The sequence below is a fragment of the Phormidesmis priestleyi ULC007 genome (assembly GCF_001895925.1).
Taxonomy (GTDB): Bacteria; Cyanobacteriota; Cyanobacteriia; order Leptolyngbyales; family Leptolyngbyaceae; genus Phormidesmis_A; species Phormidesmis_A priestleyi_A.
Genome location: NZ_MPPI01000007.1, coordinates 1 through 21,879, shown reverse-complemented (window position 1 = coordinate 21,879; position 21,879 = coordinate 1). Strand labels below are relative to the sequence as shown.

Here is a 21,879-nt window from a genome sequence, read left to right as displayed (position 1 = left end):
CCCCCAAAATGGGGGACTTCAAGCCAAAGTTTCCGGTTCAAAGTCCCCCATTTTGGGGGATTTAGGGGGCTTCCCGAATTCATAATCGGAGTGAACCACTTCGGTCGAACTCACCTTAAATCAAAAATTTCTCGCGCTCGGAGTCGTCTTAAATTATGTCTGACCTTTTACTCAACCTTCCTGAAGCTGACCAGCAGCAGATTTGGCGGCAAACTCAGCCCTTTGTGATTCCACACGATCGCTGGAACGCCTATCTCAATCAACTTTCTGTCAACGCTCTGCTGCCCTGGCTGCGTCAAGAATCACCCCAAACAAAAATCTGGACAAACGCGGCAGCACTTTCCAGCATTTGGTCACTGGTGAACGGAACAGCATTCACCCTCAACGGGCTGCGATTGGTCGTGATACCAACCGAAGCGATCGACCATGACGAGCTTCGCATTCCTCAAGAGTGGGTCGATTTGCCGAGTTGGGCAGCCGACTATTATCTGGCAGTTCAGGTCGAACCCGATGAAGGCTGGGTCAAGGTTTGGGGCTACACCACTCATCACACGCTCAAGACACGAGGACATTTTGATGCCGACGATCGTACCTATTCCCTCAGCGAAGATGATTTGATTTCAGATCTCAATATCCTATGGCTCTCGCGTGAATTAGAGTTATCAGAACCGACTCGCGCCGAAGTTGCTCCGTTACCTGCGTTATCTCTAGAACAGGCAAATAATTTGCTCGATCGGCTTGCAAATCCTGCGATCGTGCCTCGGTTAGCCGTTCCCTTTCAACTCTGGGGCGCACTCTTAGAACACGGCGGCTGGCGGCAACAGCTATCTCAACGTCGTCAGGGTTTTCCTGCCCAAACCTCTGTGTTGCAATGGCTGCGGACGGGTGTTTCTGCCCTGGCTCAACAGATTGGCTGGGAGCAAATCGAGCTTCAACCCGCTCTTGCAGGCGCACGCGGGTCAGAAACGTCAACACCCACCCCAGCTTTGTCGCGGCGATTAGCGATCGCGGGTCAAATCTACGAGCTGCGAGTCATTCCGCACCCCGAAAATATCTGGCGATTTGAGCTTGGCAATACGGCTCCGGGTGGCTTGGTGCCAGGTGGCTTTAAATTACGGCTATTGACCGAAGATTTGCAGCCGTTTGAAGGCAACGAAGCGATCGCCCAAACCGCTGTCGAAGTGATCGCGATCGAGGTTGCCCTTGAAGCAGGAGAAGGATTAGTTTGGGAGACAGAGCCGATCGCAGAAGGGTTCGATCAAGAAATCTTACGCTTCTAGGGGCTGGGAGTCGGAGTCGGCATCGTGACGGGTTGGCTGGGAGGAATTTTGTCGATCGTAATCAATGTTTCAATCACCGATTTGACGATCGGAGCCGCCACCGTCGAGCCAAAAGCATCTTCACCTTTCGGTTCGTCAATCACAGCCACCACTACATAGCGAGGGGACTCGATCGGAAAAATTCCCACAAAGCTCGTAATCTTGGCAGTTGCTTGATAGCCACCGCCCGAACTTGCTTTTTGCGCCGTTCCAGTTTTTCCACCAATGCGGTAGCCCGGAATTTGAGCGCCTTTCCCCGTTCCCTTAGAAACGACCAATTCCATCATCCCTAAAACCGTCTGAGCCGTGTTAGGCGAGAAAATTTGTTTAGGCGACGATTGGTAAGGTTGCCAATAAGGTTGTCCGTTGCTGTCATAAAGCCCCTGAACCACATGAGGAATCAATAACTTACCGCCACTAGCAAGAATTCCGTGCATTTGCAAAAGCTGAATCGCCGTCAGCGAAAAGCCTTGCCCAAAGGCGCTGGTGGCAACATCAACCGGAGACTGCACAAACGAATTGTGATCTTTTAGCTGACCTCCGATCTCAAACGGCAGATCAGAGCCTGTGTTTTGCCCTAGCCCAATGCGTTGCAGCCAACGGTAATAAACATCGGGCTTCATCTGCTGCACGATATGCACCATGCCCACGTTGCTAGACTTCTGCAAAATCTCTGAAACGCTGACTGGGCCTCTAGCGCCAGCGTAAGAATAATCAAAGTTTTGAATCGGCCAACTGTCGATATAAATTTCGCCTTCATCGTTAAACACTTGATCGGGCTTAATCGCGCCTGCCTCTAACGCGATCGCCACATTCAGCGGCTTAAAAGTTGAACCCGGCTCATACAAATCAGTCAACGCCCAGTTTTTAAACCGCTCAACTTTCGCCTTGTAATATTCATTAGGGTCATAAGAAGGATCGCCGACTAATGCCCGCAGAGAGCCGTCTTGAACATCCATTACCAAGACAACGCCCCGTTTTGCCGCGAATTTTTTGACCTGTTGCTGAAGCGCAGACTGAGCCGATCGCTGAACTCGACTATCGATCGTCAACTGCAAATGCAAATCATCAAGGTGTAAAAAGCCGCCCGGAACCTGATCAGGCATGACGGTGCCCATCCCAGTTCGACTGAGACGCACCGCTTTAACCGATCGTTCCAGCAGGTTTTTATGGCTATATTCCACGCCCGCTTGCCCCACTTGATCGACATCCACATATCCGACCACATCTGCCGTTAGGTTTTGCTGAGGATAAAGTCGTTGCTGCTGTTGATTTAAATCCAAACCGTCGAGTTGCAGATCGCGAATGCGCTCAGCGGCGTTTTCTGCCAGCGAATATTCCAAGCGAATGCCACTCTCCGCCGAGTCAAACTTGCGAGTCAGGTCAGCGACCGAGCGACCGAGAATCGGGGCTAACTTTTCGGCAACGGTTGGCTTTGGCAGCTTAAAAGCGTTGGGGTGAGCATAAAGCGTGTAGACCGGATGGTCGATCGCCAGCATATTGCCATTGTGATCGACGATCGGGCGACGCGGAATAAACGGACGCAGATAAGAGGTCTGTTGCGATCGTGCCTGTTTGAGCAAATCGGGCGCTTGCACGACTTGCAATCTCACCAGATTAAGCATCAGTAAAAACGCTCCTCCCACCAAAATCGCCCAAACGATTAACAGACGGCGATAGGTAGATTTAGCCTGCGGAATGGGCATTTGCCGCAGCGACTTGACGACAGCCGCCAAGCGACGACGTTTAGAGCGAGACGGGTGGGAGGGGCTGCCCATTATTATTAATAGCCGAGTGGGGCGATCGGAGACGCTTGCGGAGCCGGACTCGCGGCAGGAGGAGGATTTCGAGCCGGGGCAGGCTTGAGAAAAATCAAGCTATCAGGCGTTTGGGGCACCAAAGTCGTACCCGGACGACCTGCTTGATCGGCAATCTTATTTTTCAAGATCTCGCCGTTGGTCGTCATCTGTCGCTCACTGCGCCGCAACTGCTCTAATTTTTGATATTCCTTTCCCCAAAGCTGTTGGGCATAAACCGTCCAGCCATAGACGAGCAGCACCGCTCCTGCCAAGGTGAATGTGGCAATCAGCGAGGCTTGCTGCACTCTGATCAGCGATCGCAGCCAGCGAGGTGGAGCATCGGGTGAAGGCAGTCTTCTCACTGCCGTCGAGTTGACCGATCGCAGCGGCACGGGCTGACGTTGGGCGCTAGCAGAATTTGCAGACGGCAATCGCGATCGATTGCGCTTAGAAGGAACCGAAGGTTTTAGCGCGGCAGACATAGACTTTAGCAGCACTCCGATAGCAACACACTCACACCCAGGTTTGGCAAAACCTGGTTTTAACGTCAGTTCGACGAGTTTTTTCGCTTCGTCAAGAGCGGCTTCTGCCCCCTAAATCCCCCATTCTGGGGGACTTTGTTTTGGCTTGAAGTCCCCCAGAATGGGGGATTTAGGGGGCGCGATGGACTGGTAACGAAGTCGTCGAATTCACGTAGTTTTACACCCGCTCCGATCGGTCACGCAATCCCAAATATAGTTTTAGAATAAACGCGACCCAGAACGCCCCTTATTGTATCTGGAGTCTTCGATTGTGGAGACTTTATTTGAGAAACTGTCCGCTTACCATCGGCAAGACCAGCCGACTCATAATCCGGCCGTCTTCTAACCGATAGAGATTAAATTCTGCACCCATCTGCCTCATCAAAGATTGACAGATGGCGAGATGCAACCCTGGCGGTTTATCTAACGCTGAAGGAGCCAGTAGATCAAGCGCCCTCCCTGCCTCTAAGTCTTCGAGCAGACGCGGCTCGATCGTGCCGTCATCGGTAATCGATAGCTCAATCCAACTGGGGTCAAGTTGGCGACACCAGAGATCAATGCGCCCTCCGGGTTGCGATCGGTGACAGGCAGTCAGCAGCAGCTCATATAGCACTAGCTCAATTTTGACAATATCGCCCGTGATCATCGGGTTATTTTCGTTGTGGACTTGTGACCAGATCTGACGCTGTTTGATCAGGGTATCGACGCGATCGAGGGCCCGTCTCAGTAAGCTGACTAGCGGAACGGTTTCTGTCCTAGCCTGCAACTGCCACTGTTCATCGCGGATGACTTGCTGCATCGGGCTGATCGCATCACTCAACTGACGCAAAATTTGCTGCTGGCGAGTCGCCACAAGCGGATCTTTGGGCGGAGTCGGAACCTCTCCTAATCGTTTGACTCCGGTTTTCACCGATCGATAGAGATCTTCGAGGCGGCGCTGCTTATACCAGCTAAGACGCTCTAGCCGTTCTCGCTGAACTTTGAGACTGTCTGACAGCATCAGATATCGACGTGACCAGGCAAGCTGCCTGACCAACGTTCCTAAAGCGTTGAAATGGCGATCGACCCAGCGGCGATCGAGATGATCCGCAATGATCAAAATAGCAGTCGGCTCGTGCTCTGAAGCCGTTCTTAGCGCCATTACCAAAAGCTGACCGATGCCAGGAGCGTTGAGCCAGTGTCGCGTCTCGGCGGGGATATCGTCGATCGACAAGGGTAATAAGCCTTCGTGCTGTAAAGCTCGATTGACTAGCGTATCGGTATAAATCGAAACTTTGAGGACGGGATGAAAGCTAAAGTGCTTTTCGACGTTGCTAAGTTGCACTAAGCGCCCTGTGCGACGACCGGGAAACCACGAAATCAAAGCCGCCATCGGAGCTTGGAGAATCTGCGTGATATATTCCAGCGCCGATCGCTCTAGCAATTCCAACTGCTGGGTTTGTTGAATCGTCGTTAACCCCCATTGAATGGTTTGGTAAATCTTTTGCTGCTGGTCATTTTGCTTTTGTAGCTGCCATTGGCGCAAAATCAAGCCGATCTGCTGGGCAACCACCTGAGTCAGCTCACACTCTGGGTGACTCCAAGCGCGAGGAGCCTCGTGACAGACCAAGACCACTCCTTCGAGCGACTGCCCTGCGGCAGTGTTGCAAACCATCAGCGATCGCACGCCCAACTCTAGCAGCAGATCGCGCCAGGCTTCTAATCGCAGATCTTCGTCTAAGGTCTCGATCGGAATGGTTGCCAGATTGCGTTCTAGCATCTGCCAATCGAGTGGGGCGAGCCGTTTGAGCGGACTAGATAGCGGACGGCGATTGTGGGGATGGCTTTGATAGCAAACTTCAAAGTGATCGACCTCTGGGTCGTATGCCAAAACCACAAAGCGATCGGTCTTAAGACGTTTGCCCAAGAGCGCGGCGGTGTTTTTGAGCGTCACCTTCCAATCGTTGGCACTGTAAATTGCATGAGCAATTTCGGCCGTTAACACTTGATCGAGCTTGGTTTGCTCAACCGTGGCTTCCATGTCTTCGAGGGGGGCAACCAGGGCAATCAGTTGGGCAGCCGCCCGCAGGTAGTTTTTCTCTTCTTCTTGCCAAATTCTGGCTTCGTTGCCTTCTGCGGCTAGAAACCCCATCAACTGGTTTTGATAGAGAATGGGAGCCGCCATCAGCGATCGAGCATTAATATGCTGCATCAGTCGGCTCGTCGTCTCTGCTTTAAACGAACTCAGCGCCTCGCCGATCGACACCACCTGATCAGAGGCTAGCGCTTGATAAAAGCTGCTCATCTCTTGCACCGTGATCCCCGAAGGCGGTTGGTTTTCTGCTAATGCTCTAGAGGAGGGTTTAGCGTTGGTGACTCGTCGCCAAAAATAGCGCTGTTGCCGCTCAAACCAGTAAACGCTAGTACGCGATGGCGCGATGAATCGGTGGCTTTCTTCAACGATCGCTTCCAAACGTTGACCGAGATTAGGCAGCGATCGCAACTGACCCAGCAAACTGAGCAACGGCTTTTCTGGACGCTTGATCTGTTGTCGCTGCCATTCGGTTTCAACCGTTTCTAAGACTGCTGCTAGACTTCCTAAAACGATTGACATTTGGGCTTTTTCATCGGTTCCCGGAAAGTTTCCCCACAGCCGCGACCCTAAGATTGCCACGCCAAAGCAGCGATCTTTATAGCAAATCGGAAACATCATCGTGCCCTGAATGGCATACTTTCGAGCGAGTTTGCGCCATTCACCTGCGCGCACTTCTTGTCGCAAATCGGCGATCGTCACCGGGCGCTGCTGAATCACCACTTGCTCTAGCAAATCGCCCGAAGAGAGCGAAAACCGTTGTTTTAGAAAGGCAGATTCACCTTCGAGCAGTTTGCCGCCTTTGCCAAACAGTCGATGATCGATACGATCGTAAAACCCAACCCAAACTAACTCGTAGTCAAAGCTGCTTTTAAGATAAGTCAGTGCAGCCTCGACCAAGCCGTCAATGTCGGTTCCCTCACGCAAAACTTGCAGCACACGACCCAAGTTAACGAGTTGCTGTTCACAGGCATTTGGCTCTTTCGACTGACCCATGATATGCACGGCGGGGATACAAACAATAAGCGAATTTAAGCAAGAAATCGACCGTGGATGCCCCTAAAAATTGATCAGCTAGACTACCACAGTGCAGACCCTAAGAGTGCCCTCAGAATAGCCTTTTTTCACGATCGTCAAAGGTTTGTGTTTACTAGTAGCCAACAAATCTTAGAGGGATGACGGCTCAAAACTCCCTAACCCGTCACAATAAATAGAGTAGTCGTTAGACTTTTGCATTGACAGATATCTATCCAACAATCATTCGCCCAATTCTCTTTTCTGGTTTGAAAGCTGACCCTGAGTGGCTTCACCAACAAACTTTACGATCGCTCAACTGGCTTGATGTCAGGGCACCTCTAATTGCCAAACAGTGGGTGTTGTCTCGGCTAAACCAGTCTTATTGTCTGAGAGACGATCGACTGAAGCAAACGCTGTGGGGACAGGATTTTTCTAACCCGATCGGGTTGGCGGCTGGGTTCGACAAAGATGGCATCGCAGCAAATCTCTGGTCGGGCTTTGGGTTTGGGTTTGCAGAGCTTGGCACGGTGACGTTTCATGCTCAACCGGGCAATCCTCGTCCGCGGCTGTTTCGGCTGCCTGTCGATCGAGCGGCGCTCAATCGCATGGGCTTTAATAATCAAGGAGCCGCCGCTTTAGCCCAGCGACTTCAGGGATTGCACGATGCAAAAATTCCGTTAGGGGTGAATCTTGGCAAATCTAAAGTTACGCCGCTTGAAGCAGCCGCAGTCGATTATTTAGAAAGCTTCAAATTGCTGAAAAAGTGGGGAGATTATTTTGTGGTGAATGTGAGTTCGCCTAACACACCGGGGTTACGATCGCTCCAGTCTACCGACCAACTCGAACCCATTTTGTCAGCTTTGCAGGCGGAAAATCAGGCGCAAAAGCCTTTATTGATCAAGATTGCCCCCGATCTAGAGTGGGAAGCGATCGCTGACGTGCTCAGTTTGGCACAGCAATATAATTTAGCGGGCATTATTGCTACCAACACCACCATTCGTCGAGATGGACTAAAGACTGAGACGATTCAAGCCACCGGAAATTCTGTCGCTGAGGAGGCGGGCGGCATTAGTGGGGCACCGTTGCGGCAGCGTTCTACTGAGGTGATTCGATTTATTTATCAACAAACTCAGGGCAGGCTTCCGATCGTCGGTGTCGGTGGAATTTTCACCGCAGAAGACGCGTGGGAAAAGATCACGGCGGGGGCAAGTTTGATTCAGGTTTACACAGGTTGGTTTTATGAAGGCCCTGGCATGGTGCGCCGAGTCTTAGAAGGATTGTTGCAGAAATTAGACGAGCACGAACTCCACTCGTTGCAAGATGCGATCGGACTTGATCACTTAAAACCTTAGAATTCTGGATTAAATAACCTGTGACTTTTGACAAGCTTTGTTCATTGCCTCACTCGCCCGGAAACTAATTTCTGGGCGGACAAGCAACGCAGCAAAAAGCGCTGAACCTGAGCGTTGATGTCTCTAAAATTAGGATTTATTTAATTCTCGTTCCTTAGCATTTTTGCTGGGCAAACTAGACTCAACCTCGGTCTAACTAAAAGTGCATCATTCCCGTCAGCGTCACTTCCCAGACCAACTGCGATTGCACATAAGCAAGCAAATAGTCTCTCGCTTTTTCGAGCAGTTGCACAGGCAGAGCAGACTGTCCGCTTAGTTTAGCCTGGTGCCAATAAGTCTGTTGCAGATAATCAACGAGCCAAAGTTGGGCTTCGCTGTCTAGCGTTTTGGCGATTTGACGAGCGATCGCAAGGGTTTCTCGCAGTGACTTTGGCAAGTTTGTCACCGCTTGCAGCAACTCAGGCGGAACCGTCTGAAACTTTTGCCAATGGGCGATCGCTTCTCCCGGACTGCCCTGCGCCAACGCCAAAACCTGGGGATGAGCCAAAATCTCGCTAAATCCAGCAGTTTTCAAAACCTGAGCGATCGCGTCTGAATTCAACCGATAAAACGGAATTTTTTGACAGCGAGATACCAGAGTCGGCAGCAGCGAATCAGCGCTGGGCGCTAACAAAATCAGCGTGGCCCGTCCCGGTTCTTCTAAGGTTTTCAAAAGTGCATTCGCGGCGGGTTCTGCCATCGTTTCGGCTTGGTCGATGATCACGATCGAGCGATCTGCCTCCAAAGGTGGACGGCTCAAAAACCGCGAAATCTCCCGCACCTGTTCGAGACGAACTTGAGGTGGAGTTTTTTTCTTCACGCCTGCTGCTTCGGCTTCGACGGGTGAAAGCCGCTTGCCTTGATGTAAATAAGTTGGCTCAACCCAAAGCACATCAGGATGATTGCGCTGTGCCACCCGATGGCGCGAGTCAGAAACCAGCCACTCAACAAACGACTCAGCCGCCAGCCGTTTGCCCACACCAGGAGAACCCGCAAATAAATAAGCAGGCGCGACGCGATTTTGAGCGATCGCTTGAGTCAAAAGTTCTACCGCTTGCGACTGTCCGATTAACGAATTAAAAGATGTCATAATTTTTGGTTATTGAAAATTTCCTCCATACCAGCGAGTCAAATGCTGACTGAGCGTGGCTTCGATCTGTTCAGCAACCTCCAGTTCGCTGCGATCGGCATCAATTCTGACAATCCGATCAGGATTCTTTTCCGCCAAATGAGCAAATCCTTGCTGCACACGCTGATGAAATTCTAAAGTTGCTTGCTCAATGCGATCGCTGGCTCCCCGTTTTTGGGTGCGCGCTAATCCTCGTTCGACATCTAAATCGAGCCACAGCGTTAAATCGCTTTCTAGCCCATTAGTTGCCATTTGATTGAGTTGATCAATGAGGGCAAAATCGAGTCCTCGCCCATATCCCTGATAAGCGATCGTCGAATCGGTGTAGCGATCGCATAAAATCATTGCGCCTTCTGCGAGATGAGGGCGCAAAAAACTCTCGACGTGTTGGGCACGATCAGCCGCGTAGAGCAATAATTCTGCCCGATCGTGAATCAGTTCTTTAGCGGGATCTAGAAGCAATTGCCGCACCCCAACCCCCAGATCAGTGCCACCCGGCTCACGAGTCGCAATCAGTTGCTTTAAAAATCGTTTTGATTGCAGCGTGGGCAACCAGCCACTTTTAAGCAGCCATTGGCGCGATCGTTGAAGCTGAGTTGTTTTGCCGCAGCCCTCAACCCCTTCAAACACAATAAACTTTCCGCTCATGAGCAAATATTTGTCAGTGGACACAACCCGCGAGTCATCGTCGTCTTTTAAACCGTTACGAAATAAGTCAACTTTAGAAGAATTCGCTATAAAGGTCTTGAGGACTTCCGTATGAAAACACTTCAGACTAAACTGAACCTTGTGATCACACTAACCCAGAGTATCGCTTTAACGCATTCTGGGAACGTATCATAGAAAGGTTCGTTCGTCGCACGCTTGGGGTTGGCTATGGCTCGTTACACTTGTCTATTCACCGTCGGAATCGCTTTCAACAACTTCCAGCGGGTGCTGAATGAGACGCTTAAGTCTTGCAGTCTAGATATCATCTACGACACTGGTGATTACATCATGGCGCGAGAAACGCCGGGGCGAGTGTCCTTCCCGAAACTCGTGACCGTAGAGGTGCTGATTGATAAGACGACTGCCACTGATAAAGAAGTGCGGATGAACTTTGTGATTAAAAACGAAGAACTTCCGCTTCAGGTAGACAATCACTGCCGTCAAATATTTACCCAGGTCAGTCAAGCCGTGACTGACAACCAGCACTGGCAATTGATCGAAGCGGTTGGAGGTTGATGCCCGATCGCAGGTCTAAACTTAGCTATTCGTCTAAACTGTCTAGCTCTGCGGTGCCAGGGTTAATTAATGTAATGTCAAACTCATCAGGCGGCACCGTTGCATAGGCATCGCGTCTGAGTAAGTGATAGGTGATTTTTACTTGAGGGCCAAAAATCACCTCGTCGCGATCGCTTAAATCGTGCGATCGCAGCCGTCGCCCATCAATCAACAGCCCATTCGCGCTGGGCTTGCCATTTTGGTCGCCGTCTTTAATGTGATAAGAGCAAGTGCCGTCTGGGTTAACTTGCTGCTCGATCGTCGCGTGATAGCGAGAGACAAACTGAGAGATTAGCCGAATATCACACTCGGCATCTCTGCCCACCGAATAGCGAGACTCATTGAGAGGCTCTTTCCGCTCTCCGGTGTCATCTTTGATAATCAAAAAATGGTCTTGGTAAGGATCGGAAGGCATCGCAGTTTAAAAGATGAAACCTTTGGCTGATCAAAATGGGTCGGGTCAAGTGATAGTATATCGTGCTAGGCGGATTTACGGAGTGTGTGATTTGACTGGAGCCTGCTTTAGGATTCTGGATTAAATAATGTAACGACAGTTCGACGAGTTTTTTTGCTTCGTTTTGAGCGGCTCCAGCCCCCTAAATCCCCCAATTCTGGGGGACTTCAAGCCCAGAATTTAGATTCAAAGTCCCCCAATTTTGGGGGATTTAGGGGGCAGCCCGGATTTGCAACCGCAGCGAAAAGCTTCATCGAATTCACGTTAATGTAGGACAGCCGTCGCGGCTGTTTAAGTTAGGCAAGATGCCTGACCTACAAAGTTGTCGGAGTTATTAATTCACGATCCTTAGTCTTCTGGGTCGCCCACCATATTGGGGCTAATTAGCGTGATATCAAACTCATCGGGCGGCACCGTCAAAACAGCGTCACGCCTCAACAGATAATAAATCGCCCGCACTTGAGGGCCAAAAACTACTTCATCCTCATTTTTGAGGTCGTGGGTTTGCAGCTTTCGCCCGTTGATCAGCAAGCCGTTGGCGCTGGGTTTGCCCTTGAGATTGCCATCCACAATTCGATAATAATAAGTGCCATCTTCGTTGGGTAGCTGGATCAGAGTGGCATGGCGACGAGACACAAACTGAGACACCAAGCGAATATCACATTTTGGATCTCTTCCGATCGAGTAAACCGGTGCGTCAAGGACAAATTCTCGTCGTCCCTTATCGTCTTCGATGATTAAGAGATGATTTTGGTGCGGTTCTGAGGGCATGAAAAGTCAGAGGGTTGGCGAGTGACTAGAAACGAGGACTTGCAACCTATCTAGCTAAAAGACCCGACAGGGTTGAGAGTGGCCCGGTGCTAGTACTAGTTTAGGCGGGTTTTGCCAGTGATGAGAAAACCTCTAATTCATTAGAACATAGCCCTAGAGCGCTTTATAAGCCTTGAAGGAATTAAAGTTGAGACTTGAAAGCAGCGAGGTGCAGCCCATTTCTCAAGCACGAGGCGCAGAAAAGGATCGGCGCAAGAGAAGAGAATTTGTGACCACGCTAACGGAGCTAAAAGCCATTAAAGCACCTGCGGCGGCAGGACTAAGCAAAATTCCAAATTTTGGCAGCAAGATGCCTGCCGCGATCGGAATGCCCAGCAAATTATAGGCAAATGCCCAAAATAAGTTTTGACGAATTTTGCGAAAGGTAACGCGGCTGAGGTGTAAGGCTTCGACGACATCTGTGAGGCGATCGCGCATCAAGATAATGCCTGCTGTTTCAACTGCGACATCGGTTCCTGATTTGAGGGCAATTCCCACATCGGCTTGAGCCAGTGCGGGCGCGTCGTTGATGCCGTCTCCAACCATTGCGACGAGGGAGTTCTGGGTGGTTCCTTGATCGGTTTGCAAAGCGCGAATCACTGCCGCTTTTTGCTCTGGGCGAACCTCGGACAACACGTTTTCTAGGGGAATGTTTAGCGTTTTGGCAACGGTTTGGGCTGCCTCGTGACGATCGCCCGTCAGCAGCATCACCCGCAAGCCCATTTTCTGGAGCGCATTCACGGTTTCTTTGGCATCCAATCTCACCCTGTCAGTGACAGCAATTAGACCTATCAGGGTTTTAGAAACTGCCACATACACCACTGTTTTTCCGGCTTCTGCAAGCGTCTGCGCCTGACTTTGAGGCGCATCCTCTACCGTGACTCCATGTTTCTCCATCCAAGTCAGCGTTCCGAGCCAAACTGACTGAGGTTCTGAGTTAAGCAAAACCGTTGCAGAAACTCCCAAACCTGGCTCTGTGTAGAAATCTTGAGCTGAGAGCAGTGAGATTTCTTGCTGATTGGCGGCACGGATGATCGCCTCTGCAAGCGGGTGACGGGTGCCACTTTCGACGGTTGCAGCCAGTTGCAACATATTGAATTCTTTGTGATCAGAGGCTCTGAAAGAGATGCAATTTGTGACGATCGGTTGCCCAGTGGTGAGAGTGCCTGTTTTGTCAAAGACGATCGTATCCAGTGCGTGAACTCGCTCTAGCACATCGCCTCCTCTAATCAACAATCCGCGCTCGGCACCGATGCCCGACCCGACTAAAATCGCGGTGGGAGTTGCAAGTCCGAGCGCACAAGGGCAGGCGATGACGAGAACGGCGATCGCGAGTTTGAGACTGAGTAATAAAGGTGATGGGTGAAGGGTCAAGGCTGAAGGATCAAGATGGTGCATCGCGTGTTCGCTGCCCAACGCTTGACCTGCCATCAAAACGTTTGACCAAACGTGAGTGCCGATGAAATACCAAAACAGAAAGGTGAGGGTGGCGATCGTCATCACGCCGTAGGTAAAGTAACCCGCGATTGTGTCCGCTAACTTCTGAATGGGAGCTTTACGCGCTTGGGCATCTTCGACCAGATTGATAATGCGAGCCAGAGTAGTATCTTTGCCGATGCGATTGGCTCGAATGGCTATCGCGCCAGACTGATTAAGCGTTCCGGCTGAAACGCGATCGCCGGGTTGCTTTTGCACCGGAACGGGTTCACCTGTCAACATCGATTCGTCGATCGTGGTCTGTCCGGCAACGACTTCTCCATCGACGGGAATCTTCTCGCTCGGAAGGACTTGCAGCCATTCACCGACGCGGATACGATCGACCGAGATTTCAGTAAAAGATTGAGCGTTTAGGTGATCTGGAACGGTTCTATTTGGCTCGGTTTTGCCAATCAATCGCGCTGTTTGAGGTTGAAGGGCTAAAAGCGCTTGCAGAGAAGAGGCAGCCCGACTTCTTGCCCGTTGCTCTAGCGTGCGACCGAGGAGAATAAAGCCGACCAGCATCACAGGCTCATCAAAGAAGCACTCCCAGCCGAGTTGGGGAAATAGGAGCGCAATCAAACTGGCAGTAAAGGCGGTGACAGTGCCCAAACCTACGAGCGTGTCCATGTTGGGAGCGTTACGGCGTAAGCCTTGCCAGCCGTCGATAATCATTGATCGTCCCGGCCCTGCCAGAGCGATCGCGGCTAATCCACAGTGCAGCCAGATGTTGCTGAGTCCTGGAATAGTAATGCCTGTGAGTTGATTGAGGTGCCCGATCGTTGAAATCACTAGAAGCAAGATCGCGATCGTTAAACGACGAGTTTGCTGTTGGGCATCTAATCGTCGCCGTTCTGCCAGATCAATTAAGCCTGCGCTTTCTAAACTGCCTTCAGAATAGCGAGGCTGACTCGGAAATCCGGCTTCGGTCAATTTTTCGGCTAAGAGTGCGGGATCAACGATCGATTCACATTCAACCGTTGCCAACTCTGTCACGAGATTGACCGTAGCAGACATCACACCAGGCTGTTGAGCGAGGGCATTCTCGACCGTTTTGACGCAGCCCGCGCACTTCATGCCGCTCACATCGAGGGTGATCGTGTCTGGAATCGTGTTGATGGCTGTTTCTGACGTGGTTTGCATCGCACACTCAAGCAAGGGGAATTCACAAAGCTCCTTTCTTGAGAGTAGATGAAGTTTTGTACGATCGTCCGAAAAACTTTAATTTTTTTCAGTCTCGATCGCTATTTTGGTAGAAGTGCCTCGCAACCCAAATAGGTAAATCAAGACACCAAGCTGAACGGAACCCCAAACTAAGTAGGTAAAGGCATAAACCATACAAGGGGGCGAAAATCTCGGCAATGACGGATCTAAGGGACTTGTGTATACACGGTGGCTCCTGCGGGAGAGGGGTTGGGGTTGGGGTTCTTTGCACATCGCGTGTGGATTCGTCTGGTTATTTTTTTGACCAGATTGGAAGCTGATTTACCTGTTGAAGCGTTAACTGCACATAAGTCGTTTTCGTGCCATTGACGATCGCTTGACCAAAATAGCCCTGATCACCATCGTGAGTATGAGGGCCACTCTCTAAAAAGTGATAGCGTCCCTGCTGTTTGGACTGATTAAACGGTGAGCCAATCGTCCAACCCCACCGAGAAGAAAACACGACGCGAGGAATGTCTGCAACCCAGTCACGCTGACCTTCGAGGTGATAAACCTGCTCTGCGCTGTTAAAGCCAGCTTCTCCGTCAAATGCGCCTCCGGCTGACACCACCGTTAGCTTTGCCGGAAGGCGATCGTGCAGATAGGGAACTGCACCCAGCGCCACCTGCACACCGCCACTCGTGCCCAGCAAAATTAACTGAATCGGCTGACGCGGAGACTGCGGAATTGGGTGAACGGTGTGCATGCGCTCAATGATTGCCTCAGCGATTCCCTGCCCATAAACGGTGCCGTAGCGATCGTCTGCCGAGATTGCAAATCGCCAGAGGTTACGAATCTTAATCAAGATATCCGCATTTTTAAACCAGCCATCTGCTTTTTCAGCGGCTTGCCACAGAGGAGCGAGCAGGCGTTCTCCTCCTAAATCTTTGCTGGCGACTGAGTAAGGAAAAACATCGCGAACCGTTACACAATTTGGGTGAAGCTGTTCTAAACGATTTAAGAAAAATTCTTCTCCTGGCGATAGCTGGTTAGATGAGAAATCGCCGACTCCTGGCAGATAGACAATGTAGCAATCGATCGCCAATTTCGCCAATTTTTTACCCGACGGATTGTTGGATTGCAGTCGCTTCGGCTCCTGCTTTTTCAAACCCAAACTTCCGGCACTTTGACTGAGCCACCAAACCATCGTTCCGATCGGGGCGATGGTGCCCCAAACCAGCAGCAAGACTCCTGCCAGAATAAACAACTTTAAGGTGTCCCCTCGCATCCGTCGTAAAATTCGCTCAACAAACTTAAGCATTTCACTCAGTCAGATACCTCTTCTAGAGTAGAGTATTGCTGCAAAGTAATCATAAACCAGCGTGAGACATCAAGCGTCACAACCAGGGTTTTGGAGGACGTTAACCAACGCCCTGCTGTTAAAAGCCGACTTCTATGAGAACGCCCATAACACGCCCAAAAATCATCGCTTGGCGCTGACGATCGTGCTGCTTGCCGCCGTCTCTCACACGCTTGGAAGTGCGGTGATTTTGTTGATTAATCGCGCCCCAGTTCAGGTGCTTTTCGTGGCGCTTTTGTTTGATGGCTTGAGCATTGTGGTGGGCTACTATTTTTGGACATTTACGATCTGGAAAGTGGGACAGTGGCTCAAACCGATCGACCCCAGTTATAGCGATTTGCTCAGTCCGATCGGCTTTGCATACGCGCCTCAAGTGTTAAATTTTTTGACGTTAATTCCTTTGTTAGGAAGACCCATTCAGTTTGTGCTGGCGGTCTGGAGTTTGCTGGCTGTGATTGTTGCGGTTCGTCAAGCGCTTGACATTCGCACTCGTCAAGCCGCGTTTATTTGCTTAGTCGGGTTTCCAATCATTCAAGGTGCGATCGGGCTAATTCAAATCTTAGGACAACGGGTTGTTGATTGGACTACTTGACTATGGTCTTCGTGACTCTGTTGATGCCGATTGCTCTACTTTGAGTTTATTCTGAAAAGAACTGTACGTCCTCATACAGCAGTGCGATCGCGCCTTCCCAGGCAATGCTTTCTAGGGTGAGGATGTCACCTGTCGTATAGGGCGTGTAGAACCACATCCGACCTTCACCGCGACGGTAGCATTCGACGCTGACCTTTTCAGAGTCTACCAGCACATATTCCTGTAACGTCGGCATATTGCGATAGGCTGTGAACTTATCGCCTCGGTCTTTAGATTCTGTGCTAGGTGAGAGAACTTCGACAATGAGCTTAGGGTATTGAATAAATTTACGAGCGTTGAGGTCACGAGCATCGCAACTCACGATCAGATCTGGATAGTAATAGAGACCGGATGCATTAACTTGAACTTTGACATCTGCCATGTTGATCCGACAACCTCTAGCCCGAACCTGCGATCGCACGAGCGTCAAGAGATTAATCGCAATATCATTGTGAGGGATGGTTCCGCCCGTCATGGCAAGAACTTCGCCGTAAACGTATTCATAGCGCGTTTCTTGGCGAGGTTCCCATTCCAGGTATTCCTCGATCGACATCTTTTGAGGGTGAGGTGTAGCAATCATCGCGAAGTCCTCTACTTGCTCTCATTATCGCGCCTGGAAGTGTGAATGGAGCGATCGCTTCGTGAATACAGATTGCTAAAGCATTGTCGCTTAGTCGAAGGCAGCAACTTCTACAGGACGGGCGATCGTGAGCGTTTTCCGGTTGCGTTTGATCCGGTCAATTTGATGCAGAGTTTCCGCAGTTAAGTAGCTTTCGCCGCAATGCGGACAACTCACTATAGGAACGTTTTCAATTACGAGAAGCGTGTCTCCTTTGCCATAGGTACGGGGCATATAAATAATTCGGGCATCTGCCTGTCCACAAACATCACAAATCATAGGGGTTGGTTTAGAGAAGATAGACGGTGATGATGACAAGGTTGCCATTTAGTCCAAGTTTAGCAACGACTTCTAGTTCGGTGTTGTCTTGAGTCATGCCGCGAATACGATATTTCCATTCGTTGGTGCGGTAAAACAGAGTTCCATTAAACTCCACAAAGTTGCAACGATCGCGCTCTGACCTCAAAACGTTAACCTCTGATCTCGAAATTTACCGTTAAGAAATCAGCTAAATCTGATGTTTAACCCTTCGCCTATACTGGTAGCACCTCACATTCCTGAGATAAAACGATGACAAAAATCTTGGAAGCCACTTACAGCAATGGTAGTCTTATCCTCAGCGAAGCACTTGACGCTAATTTGGAAGGAAAAAAGCTGAAAGTTGTGATCCTTGAGGCTGAGGAGGATGAAGCCGATCGCATTGCCAAAGTGAGACGATTTTTAGCGCACGCAAAGCAGTATTCATTTGCTCTACCGTCAGATTATAAGTTCGATCGAGATGAACTTTATGACCGATAGAATCTTTCTGGATACCAATCTTTGGGTCTACGTTTATGCTAAAAATTCAATTGATAAAACTCAGGCTATAGAAGCTTTGATAGCTGATCCATCCAGCCAACTTCAGGTCAGCACTCAGGTTTTGGGAGAACTGTTTAATGTCTTAGTCAGAAAGAAGTTTACTTCTCAAGCAGATGCCGCAAATATTATTTTTGAGCTAATCAGCGACTTTGCTGTTATTGAAATTGATGCACCAAAAGTCATGCAGGCTATCAGAATCAACCAGTGCTACGGCTACACCTACTGGGATAGTCTGATCGTTGCGACTGCTCTCTTAAGCAACTGCATCATTCTGTATTCGGAGGATATGCAGCACAACCAGCTAATTGAGAATCAACTCCGCATCTTGAACCCGTTTACCGCTTAACGAGGTTGCTTGAACTCGAACGATCGCTCCTTGACCTCGAAACTCCGACCTCTGAACTTGAAGCTCCGAGCTTTGAGGGGAAATTGTTGAAGATGAGTTAAGAAAGGCGGCGTTGGCAAAAGCACACGTCATAGTTTAGATGGCATTGTTTGTGTCCGTAAAATTATGCTCTGGGCTTGTTGACGATCGGATTGCCGTGTTTGCCCCTTATTTGCAACTTGACCTATGGTTCACTCTCAGGGTTTGCCGAAACAGACTGCTTTTTATCGCTTGGTGTTTGTGGTTTGTTTAACCGTTGTGGTGTTGGTTGCCTCGCCTTGGGTCGGCGCAAAAGAAAAGCCAAAGGCAAAGCCGCAAGGTTGGCAGATCAACGGCATTTTGGCAGCCCTAGAAGATAGCTCTCCCAGAGTTCAAGGCTTTGCTTTGAGCAAATTGAGTGAGTATGAGGCAAAAGACTTAAAGAGTGTCTTGAAGAAACCGGAAGCAATTGCACAAAAAGCGGCAAGCCTCCTCAAAGATAAGTCGCAAGATGCCGATGTCCGGGGCAATGCGGCTGATGCATTAGGCAATCTCGGTGACGCTGCCAAACCGTTCATTCCTGACATTGCCAAGATCCTCAAAGATAAGGCACAACCTGCCAATGTTCGGGGCAGTGCGGCTTATGGATTGGGCAATCTCGGTGACGCTGCCAAACCTTTCATTCCTGACATCCTCAATTTCATCAAAGATAAGAAGCAAGATGCCAATGTTCGGGTTAGTGCGGCTTATGGATTGGGCAATCTCGGTGACGCTGCCAAACCTTTCATTCCTGACATCCTCAATTTCATCAAAGATAAGACACAACCTGCCTACGTTCGGGGCGGTGCGGCTGAGGCATTGGGCAATCTCGGTGACGCTGCCAAACCTTTCATTCCTGACATCCTCAATTTCATCAAAGATAAGAAGCAACCTGCCGATGTTCGGGGCAGAGCGGCTTATGGATTGGGCAATCTCGGTGACGCTGCCAAACCTTTCATTCCTGACATCGCCAAAATCCTCAAAGATAAGTCGCAAGATGCCTATGTCCGGGGCAGTGCGGCTTCTGCCTTAGGCAATCTCGGTGACGCTGCCAAACCCTTCATTCCTGACATCCTCAATATCCTCAAAGATAAGTCGCAAGCTGCCGAGGTCCGGGGCAGTGCAGCTTCTGCCTTAGGCAATCTCGGTGACGCTGCCAAACCCTTCATTCCTGACATCCTCAATATCCTCAAAGATAAGTCGCAAGCTGCCGATGTCCGGGGCAGTGCAGTTTCTGCCTTAGGCAATCTCGGTGACGCTGCCAAACCCTTCATTCCTGACATCCTCAATATCCTCAAAGATAAGTCGCAAGATGCCTATGTCCGGGGCAGTGCGGCTGAGGCATTGGCAAAAATCAGCCAACTTGACTTTAATCAATCGCTGATTGTTCTCGATAGTGCTGAATATGAGAACTTAGAAGCAGCACAACAGTGGCGTTTTTCGGTCTACTTCTTGAGTAGCGGCAGCGATGAAGCCAAAACGCTCCTCAAATGGATGGGCAAACCGCAACCCGGCAGCATTCCGACTCAACTCAATCACGATGAGGGCGTAAAAACCCTGGCTCTCTTTGCCAAAGCCTGGGAACCCAGCAAAGACCTCCCCAACTTTCGACGCATCCTGACTCAACAAATCGCCGATATCGCCAAGATGGGCAAATGGGAGACAGGTGACATTCCGCTGCTGGCAAAACACTATCAAAACCTCAGCGCTGCCAACTCCAACAACGCCGATTCTGTCAAAGAAGCGATGAATCGGCTCACCGTTTGGCAAGGGTTCAACAACGCTAGAAATACTCTTGCCGCTCACCTGTCGTTTTGGCTTGCCCTAATCTTCGCCTATCCCAAATTTCCCCAAGTTCAAGCAATCTTCTTCTGGAATCCCTGGGTGCGGCGCATTCTGGGCATGGGCTACGTCGGCTTTCTGCTCACCTGGGTTCCCTTCCTACGCCGCAAACTCTTTGAACCCTTCAAATTTTCCTTGTTAGCAGATTCGGGAGTCGATCGCTTCAACCCCGCTGCCTACTTTCCCCAATCAGACGTGAAACCTTTGGATGCAAAAGAAGGGGTTGCGATCACCACCGTCATTCCCGCCATCAAAGGGCAAATCGTCCTCGAAGGCGACTCTGGCTTAGGCAAATCGATGTTTTTGCGTCACCTCGTCAAACACTCCCCGCGCACCGTCGTCTTTTTGCCCGCCCGCAAATGTGAGCAAGGCGTGATCGAAGCCATCCAAACCAAACTCCACGGACAGGCACAAGATGCCGAATTCCTCAAAAATCTAATCTACAGTGGCGCGAACACCTCCGGTGCAGGGAACCTGTGCGACCTCTGCATCGACGGACTCAACGAAGTCACCGCCGACACCCGCGCCAAAATCACCCAATTTGTCGAAAGCTACTTCAAAGGCAACATCATCATGACCACTCAACCGCTAGAGTGGCTGCCGCCTTCCACCGCCAAAATCTATCAACTGCAACCGCTCCGCAGCGATCAGATTCAAGAATTCTTGCTGTCGAGAGGAGCGATTGTTGCTCCCAGTTCCGACAACAAAAAGTCCTCAAGCTCTGAGAGATCCCACACTCAAAGTCCCTCAATTTTGGGAGATTTAGGGGGCGATCTCCTAAGCACCGACAAATATACTCACGCTTGCCGCACTTATCTCGATGAAGTGTTAGACAATCAACAACCGCCCGAAGAACTCGCCGCTATTCAGCGCACCCTTTCTAACCCAATGGATCTCACCGTCGTTGCCCAAATGATCGCATTGGGCAAACAACCTAATCTGCTGCGACTGCAAGAGCAGCAATATAACCTGATGGCGGCAGACTATCAGCAGTGCTGGAACCAAGACTTTCCCCTCAAAAAATTCTCCGAAGCCGTCTACCAACTCCGCCTCAACGACGAAAAAGCCATCCCCGCCGACGAGTTTTATCAAGAACTGGTCAGCATGGAAGACGAAAAATATAAAATGGTCGTCAGTCGCCAATGGAAAGATGCCAAAGGCGAAGCGCAGCACGAATGGTACTTTCGCCACGACAAAATCATGGAATTCTTCATCGTGCAAACCTTCCTCGGTGACAGTGCCGAAGCACAAAACCGCCTCCTCGATCACATGGGCGATCCGCGCTTTCGGGGAGTCTATTTCCTCCTTGCCACCTTGCTTCCTCTTAACGATGCCAAAGACTTGCGCGAACGGCTGATTCAATACGCCGCAGATACTAAAGATCACACGGTTAGCGATACCTTTGTGCAACTGTTGCGATCGCGATAGGGCATTGTTGAATAGACAAATAATTTGGGTAGGGGCAATCCCCCGTGGTTGCCCTTCGGCAGGAGTAGGCACGGGGGCGCTACCCCTACAGCCATTTCATCCCGTCATTCTGCAACGCCCAAAAAACTGTTCGGACTCTTGTTTTAAGTCGCATTCAATGCGATGAACTCTAATCGCTGGGCGCTGCCGTTGTCGATAAAGGTCTGTTCTCCTACGCCAACTGGGTTTGTAAAGTAGTTTGTGTCAAGCGATAAATAACTACATGGGAAACCTCCCTTCAAACTCGATAGCAAAGCGATTTAATGCCCGTTTCCAGTCTCGGATCGGCATTGTCCATTTTTTAGC

At 50.3% G+C, this 21,879-nt stretch carries 19 protein-coding genes; 7 read left to right on the top strand and 12 right to left on the bottom strand.

Features of this window, described 5'->3' with window-relative positions; all coding sequences use genetic code 11:
* Positions 1-155: 155 nt before the first annotated feature.
* Positions 156-1,280, top strand: a complete 1,125-nt coding sequence (locus tag BRW63_RS07950; protein ID WP_073070377.1) for a DUF1822 family protein — start codon at positions 156-158, stop codon at positions 1,278-1,280.
* Here the strand turns inward: BRW63_RS07950 and BRW63_RS07945 are convergent.
* The 3 genes from BRW63_RS07945 to BRW63_RS07935 all read right to left on the bottom strand — a co-directional run bounded on the left by BRW63_RS07945 (position 1,277) and on the right by BRW63_RS07935 (position 6,706).
* Positions 1,277-3,097, bottom strand: a complete 1,821-nt coding sequence (locus BRW63_RS07945) for a peptidoglycan D,D-transpeptidase FtsI family protein (RefSeq protein ID WP_083582770.1) — start codon at positions 3,095-3,097, stop codon at positions 1,277-1,279. The genes BRW63_RS07950 and BRW63_RS07945 overlap by 4 nt on opposite strands.
* A 5-nt stretch (positions 3,098-3,102) precedes the next feature.
* The gene (locus BRW63_RS07940; protein WP_073070376.1) at positions 3,103-3,600 is read right to left on the bottom strand and encodes a hypothetical protein; all 498 of its coding nucleotides are present in this window, start codon (positions 3,598-3,600) and stop codon (positions 3,103-3,105) included.
* Between the two features lie 319 nt (positions 3,601-3,919).
* Positions 3,920-6,706, bottom strand: coding sequence for a sensor histidine kinase (locus BRW63_RS07935; protein ID WP_073070375.1), 2,787 nt, complete (start codon positions 6,704-6,706; stop codon positions 3,920-3,922).
* Positions 6,707-6,945: 239 nt separating this feature from the next.
* Between BRW63_RS07935 and BRW63_RS07930 the strand changes: the two genes are divergently transcribed.
* A complete protein-coding gene (locus tag BRW63_RS07930) occupies positions 6,946-8,079 on the top strand; it encodes a quinone-dependent dihydroorotate dehydrogenase (RefSeq protein WP_073070374.1) in 1,134 nt (377 codons plus the stop codon).
* A gap of 196 nt (positions 8,080-8,275) precedes the next feature.
* On the opposite strand, the gene BRW63_RS07925 is transcribed toward BRW63_RS07930, so the two are convergent.
* Together BRW63_RS07925 and tmk are read right to left on the bottom strand one after the other, a co-directional pair.
* A complete protein-coding gene (locus tag BRW63_RS07925) occupies positions 8,276-9,208 on the bottom strand; it encodes a DNA polymerase III subunit delta' (RefSeq protein WP_073070373.1) in 933 nt (310 codons plus the stop codon).
* 9 nt (positions 9,209-9,217) lie between these two features.
* Entirely contained in the window at positions 9,218-9,895 is a 678-nt protein-coding gene (gene tmk / locus BRW63_RS07920; protein WP_073070513.1) for a dTMP kinase, read from the bottom strand.
* 228 nt (positions 9,896-10,123) lie between these two features.
* Between tmk and BRW63_RS07915 the strand changes: the two genes are divergently transcribed.
* Complete coding sequence (locus BRW63_RS07915; protein ID WP_073070372.1) at positions 10,124-10,471, top strand: hypothetical protein; 348 nt, start codon at positions 10,124-10,126, stop codon at positions 10,469-10,471.
* Between the two features lie 25 nt (positions 10,472-10,496).
* On the opposite strand, the gene BRW63_RS07910 is transcribed toward BRW63_RS07915, so the two are convergent.
* The 4 genes from BRW63_RS07910 to BRW63_RS07895 all read right to left on the bottom strand — a co-directional run bounded on the left by BRW63_RS07910 (position 10,497) and on the right by BRW63_RS07895 (position 15,714).
* A complete protein-coding gene (locus BRW63_RS07910; protein WP_073070371.1) occupies positions 10,497-10,925 on the bottom strand; it encodes an FHA domain-containing protein in 429 nt (142 codons plus the stop codon).
* A gap of 387 nt (positions 10,926-11,312) precedes the next feature.
* The gene (locus BRW63_RS07905) at positions 11,313-11,735 is read right to left on the bottom strand and encodes an FHA domain-containing protein (RefSeq protein ID WP_073070370.1); all 423 of its coding nucleotides are present in this window, start codon (positions 11,733-11,735) and stop codon (positions 11,313-11,315) included.
* Between the two features lie 222 nt (positions 11,736-11,957).
* Complete coding sequence (locus BRW63_RS07900; RefSeq protein WP_073070369.1) at positions 11,958-14,393, bottom strand: heavy metal translocating P-type ATPase; 2,436 nt, start codon at positions 14,391-14,393, stop codon at positions 11,958-11,960.
* 313 nt (positions 14,394-14,706) lie between these two features.
* On the bottom strand, positions 14,707-15,714 hold the full coding sequence (locus tag BRW63_RS07895) for a hypothetical protein (protein ID WP_073070368.1): 1,008 nt from the start codon (positions 15,712-15,714) through the stop codon (positions 14,707-14,709).
* Between the two features lie 61 nt (positions 15,715-15,775).
* Here BRW63_RS07895 and BRW63_RS07890 point away from each other — a divergent pair, with 61 nt between their 5' ends.
* Entirely contained in the window at positions 15,776-16,345 is a 570-nt protein-coding gene (locus BRW63_RS07890; protein ID WP_073070367.1) for a YIP1 family protein, read from the top strand.
* A gap of 46 nt (positions 16,346-16,391) precedes the next feature.
* On the opposite strand, the gene BRW63_RS07885 is transcribed toward BRW63_RS07890, so the two are convergent.
* From BRW63_RS07885 to BRW63_RS28195, 3 genes are all read right to left on the bottom strand, one after another.
* Positions 16,392-16,964, bottom strand: a complete 573-nt coding sequence (locus BRW63_RS07885; protein WP_073070366.1) for a Uma2 family endonuclease — start codon at positions 16,962-16,964, stop codon at positions 16,392-16,394.
* 90 nt (positions 16,965-17,054) lie between these two features.
* On the bottom strand, positions 17,055-17,282 hold the full coding sequence (locus tag BRW63_RS07880) for a type II toxin-antitoxin system MqsA family antitoxin (RefSeq protein WP_073070365.1): 228 nt from the start codon (positions 17,280-17,282) through the stop codon (positions 17,055-17,057).
* Positions 17,283-17,292: 10 nt separating this feature from the next.
* A complete protein-coding gene (locus BRW63_RS28195; protein ID WP_181314422.1) occupies positions 17,293-17,439 on the bottom strand; it encodes a hypothetical protein in 147 nt (48 codons plus the stop codon).
* Positions 17,440-17,573: 134 nt separating this feature from the next.
* Between BRW63_RS28195 and BRW63_RS07875 the strand changes: the two genes are divergently transcribed.
* From BRW63_RS07875 to BRW63_RS07865, 3 genes are all read left to right on the top strand, one after another.
* Complete coding sequence (locus tag BRW63_RS07875; protein ID WP_073070364.1) at positions 17,574-17,801, top strand: antitoxin AF2212-like protein; 228 nt, start codon at positions 17,574-17,576, stop codon at positions 17,799-17,801.
* Positions 17,791-18,207 (top strand): PIN domain-containing protein, encoded by a 417-nt coding sequence (locus tag BRW63_RS07870; protein ID WP_073070363.1) that lies wholly within the window; start codon positions 17,791-17,793, stop codon positions 18,205-18,207. Before BRW63_RS07875 ends, BRW63_RS07870 begins: the two co-directional genes overlap by 11 nt.
* Before the next feature lie 225 nt (positions 18,208-18,432).
* Positions 18,433-21,534 (top strand): HEAT repeat domain-containing protein, encoded by a 3,102-nt coding sequence (locus BRW63_RS07865; RefSeq protein ID WP_083582768.1) that lies wholly within the window; start codon positions 18,433-18,435, stop codon positions 21,532-21,534.
* The last annotated feature ends 345 nt before the right edge of the window (positions 21,535-21,879 follow it).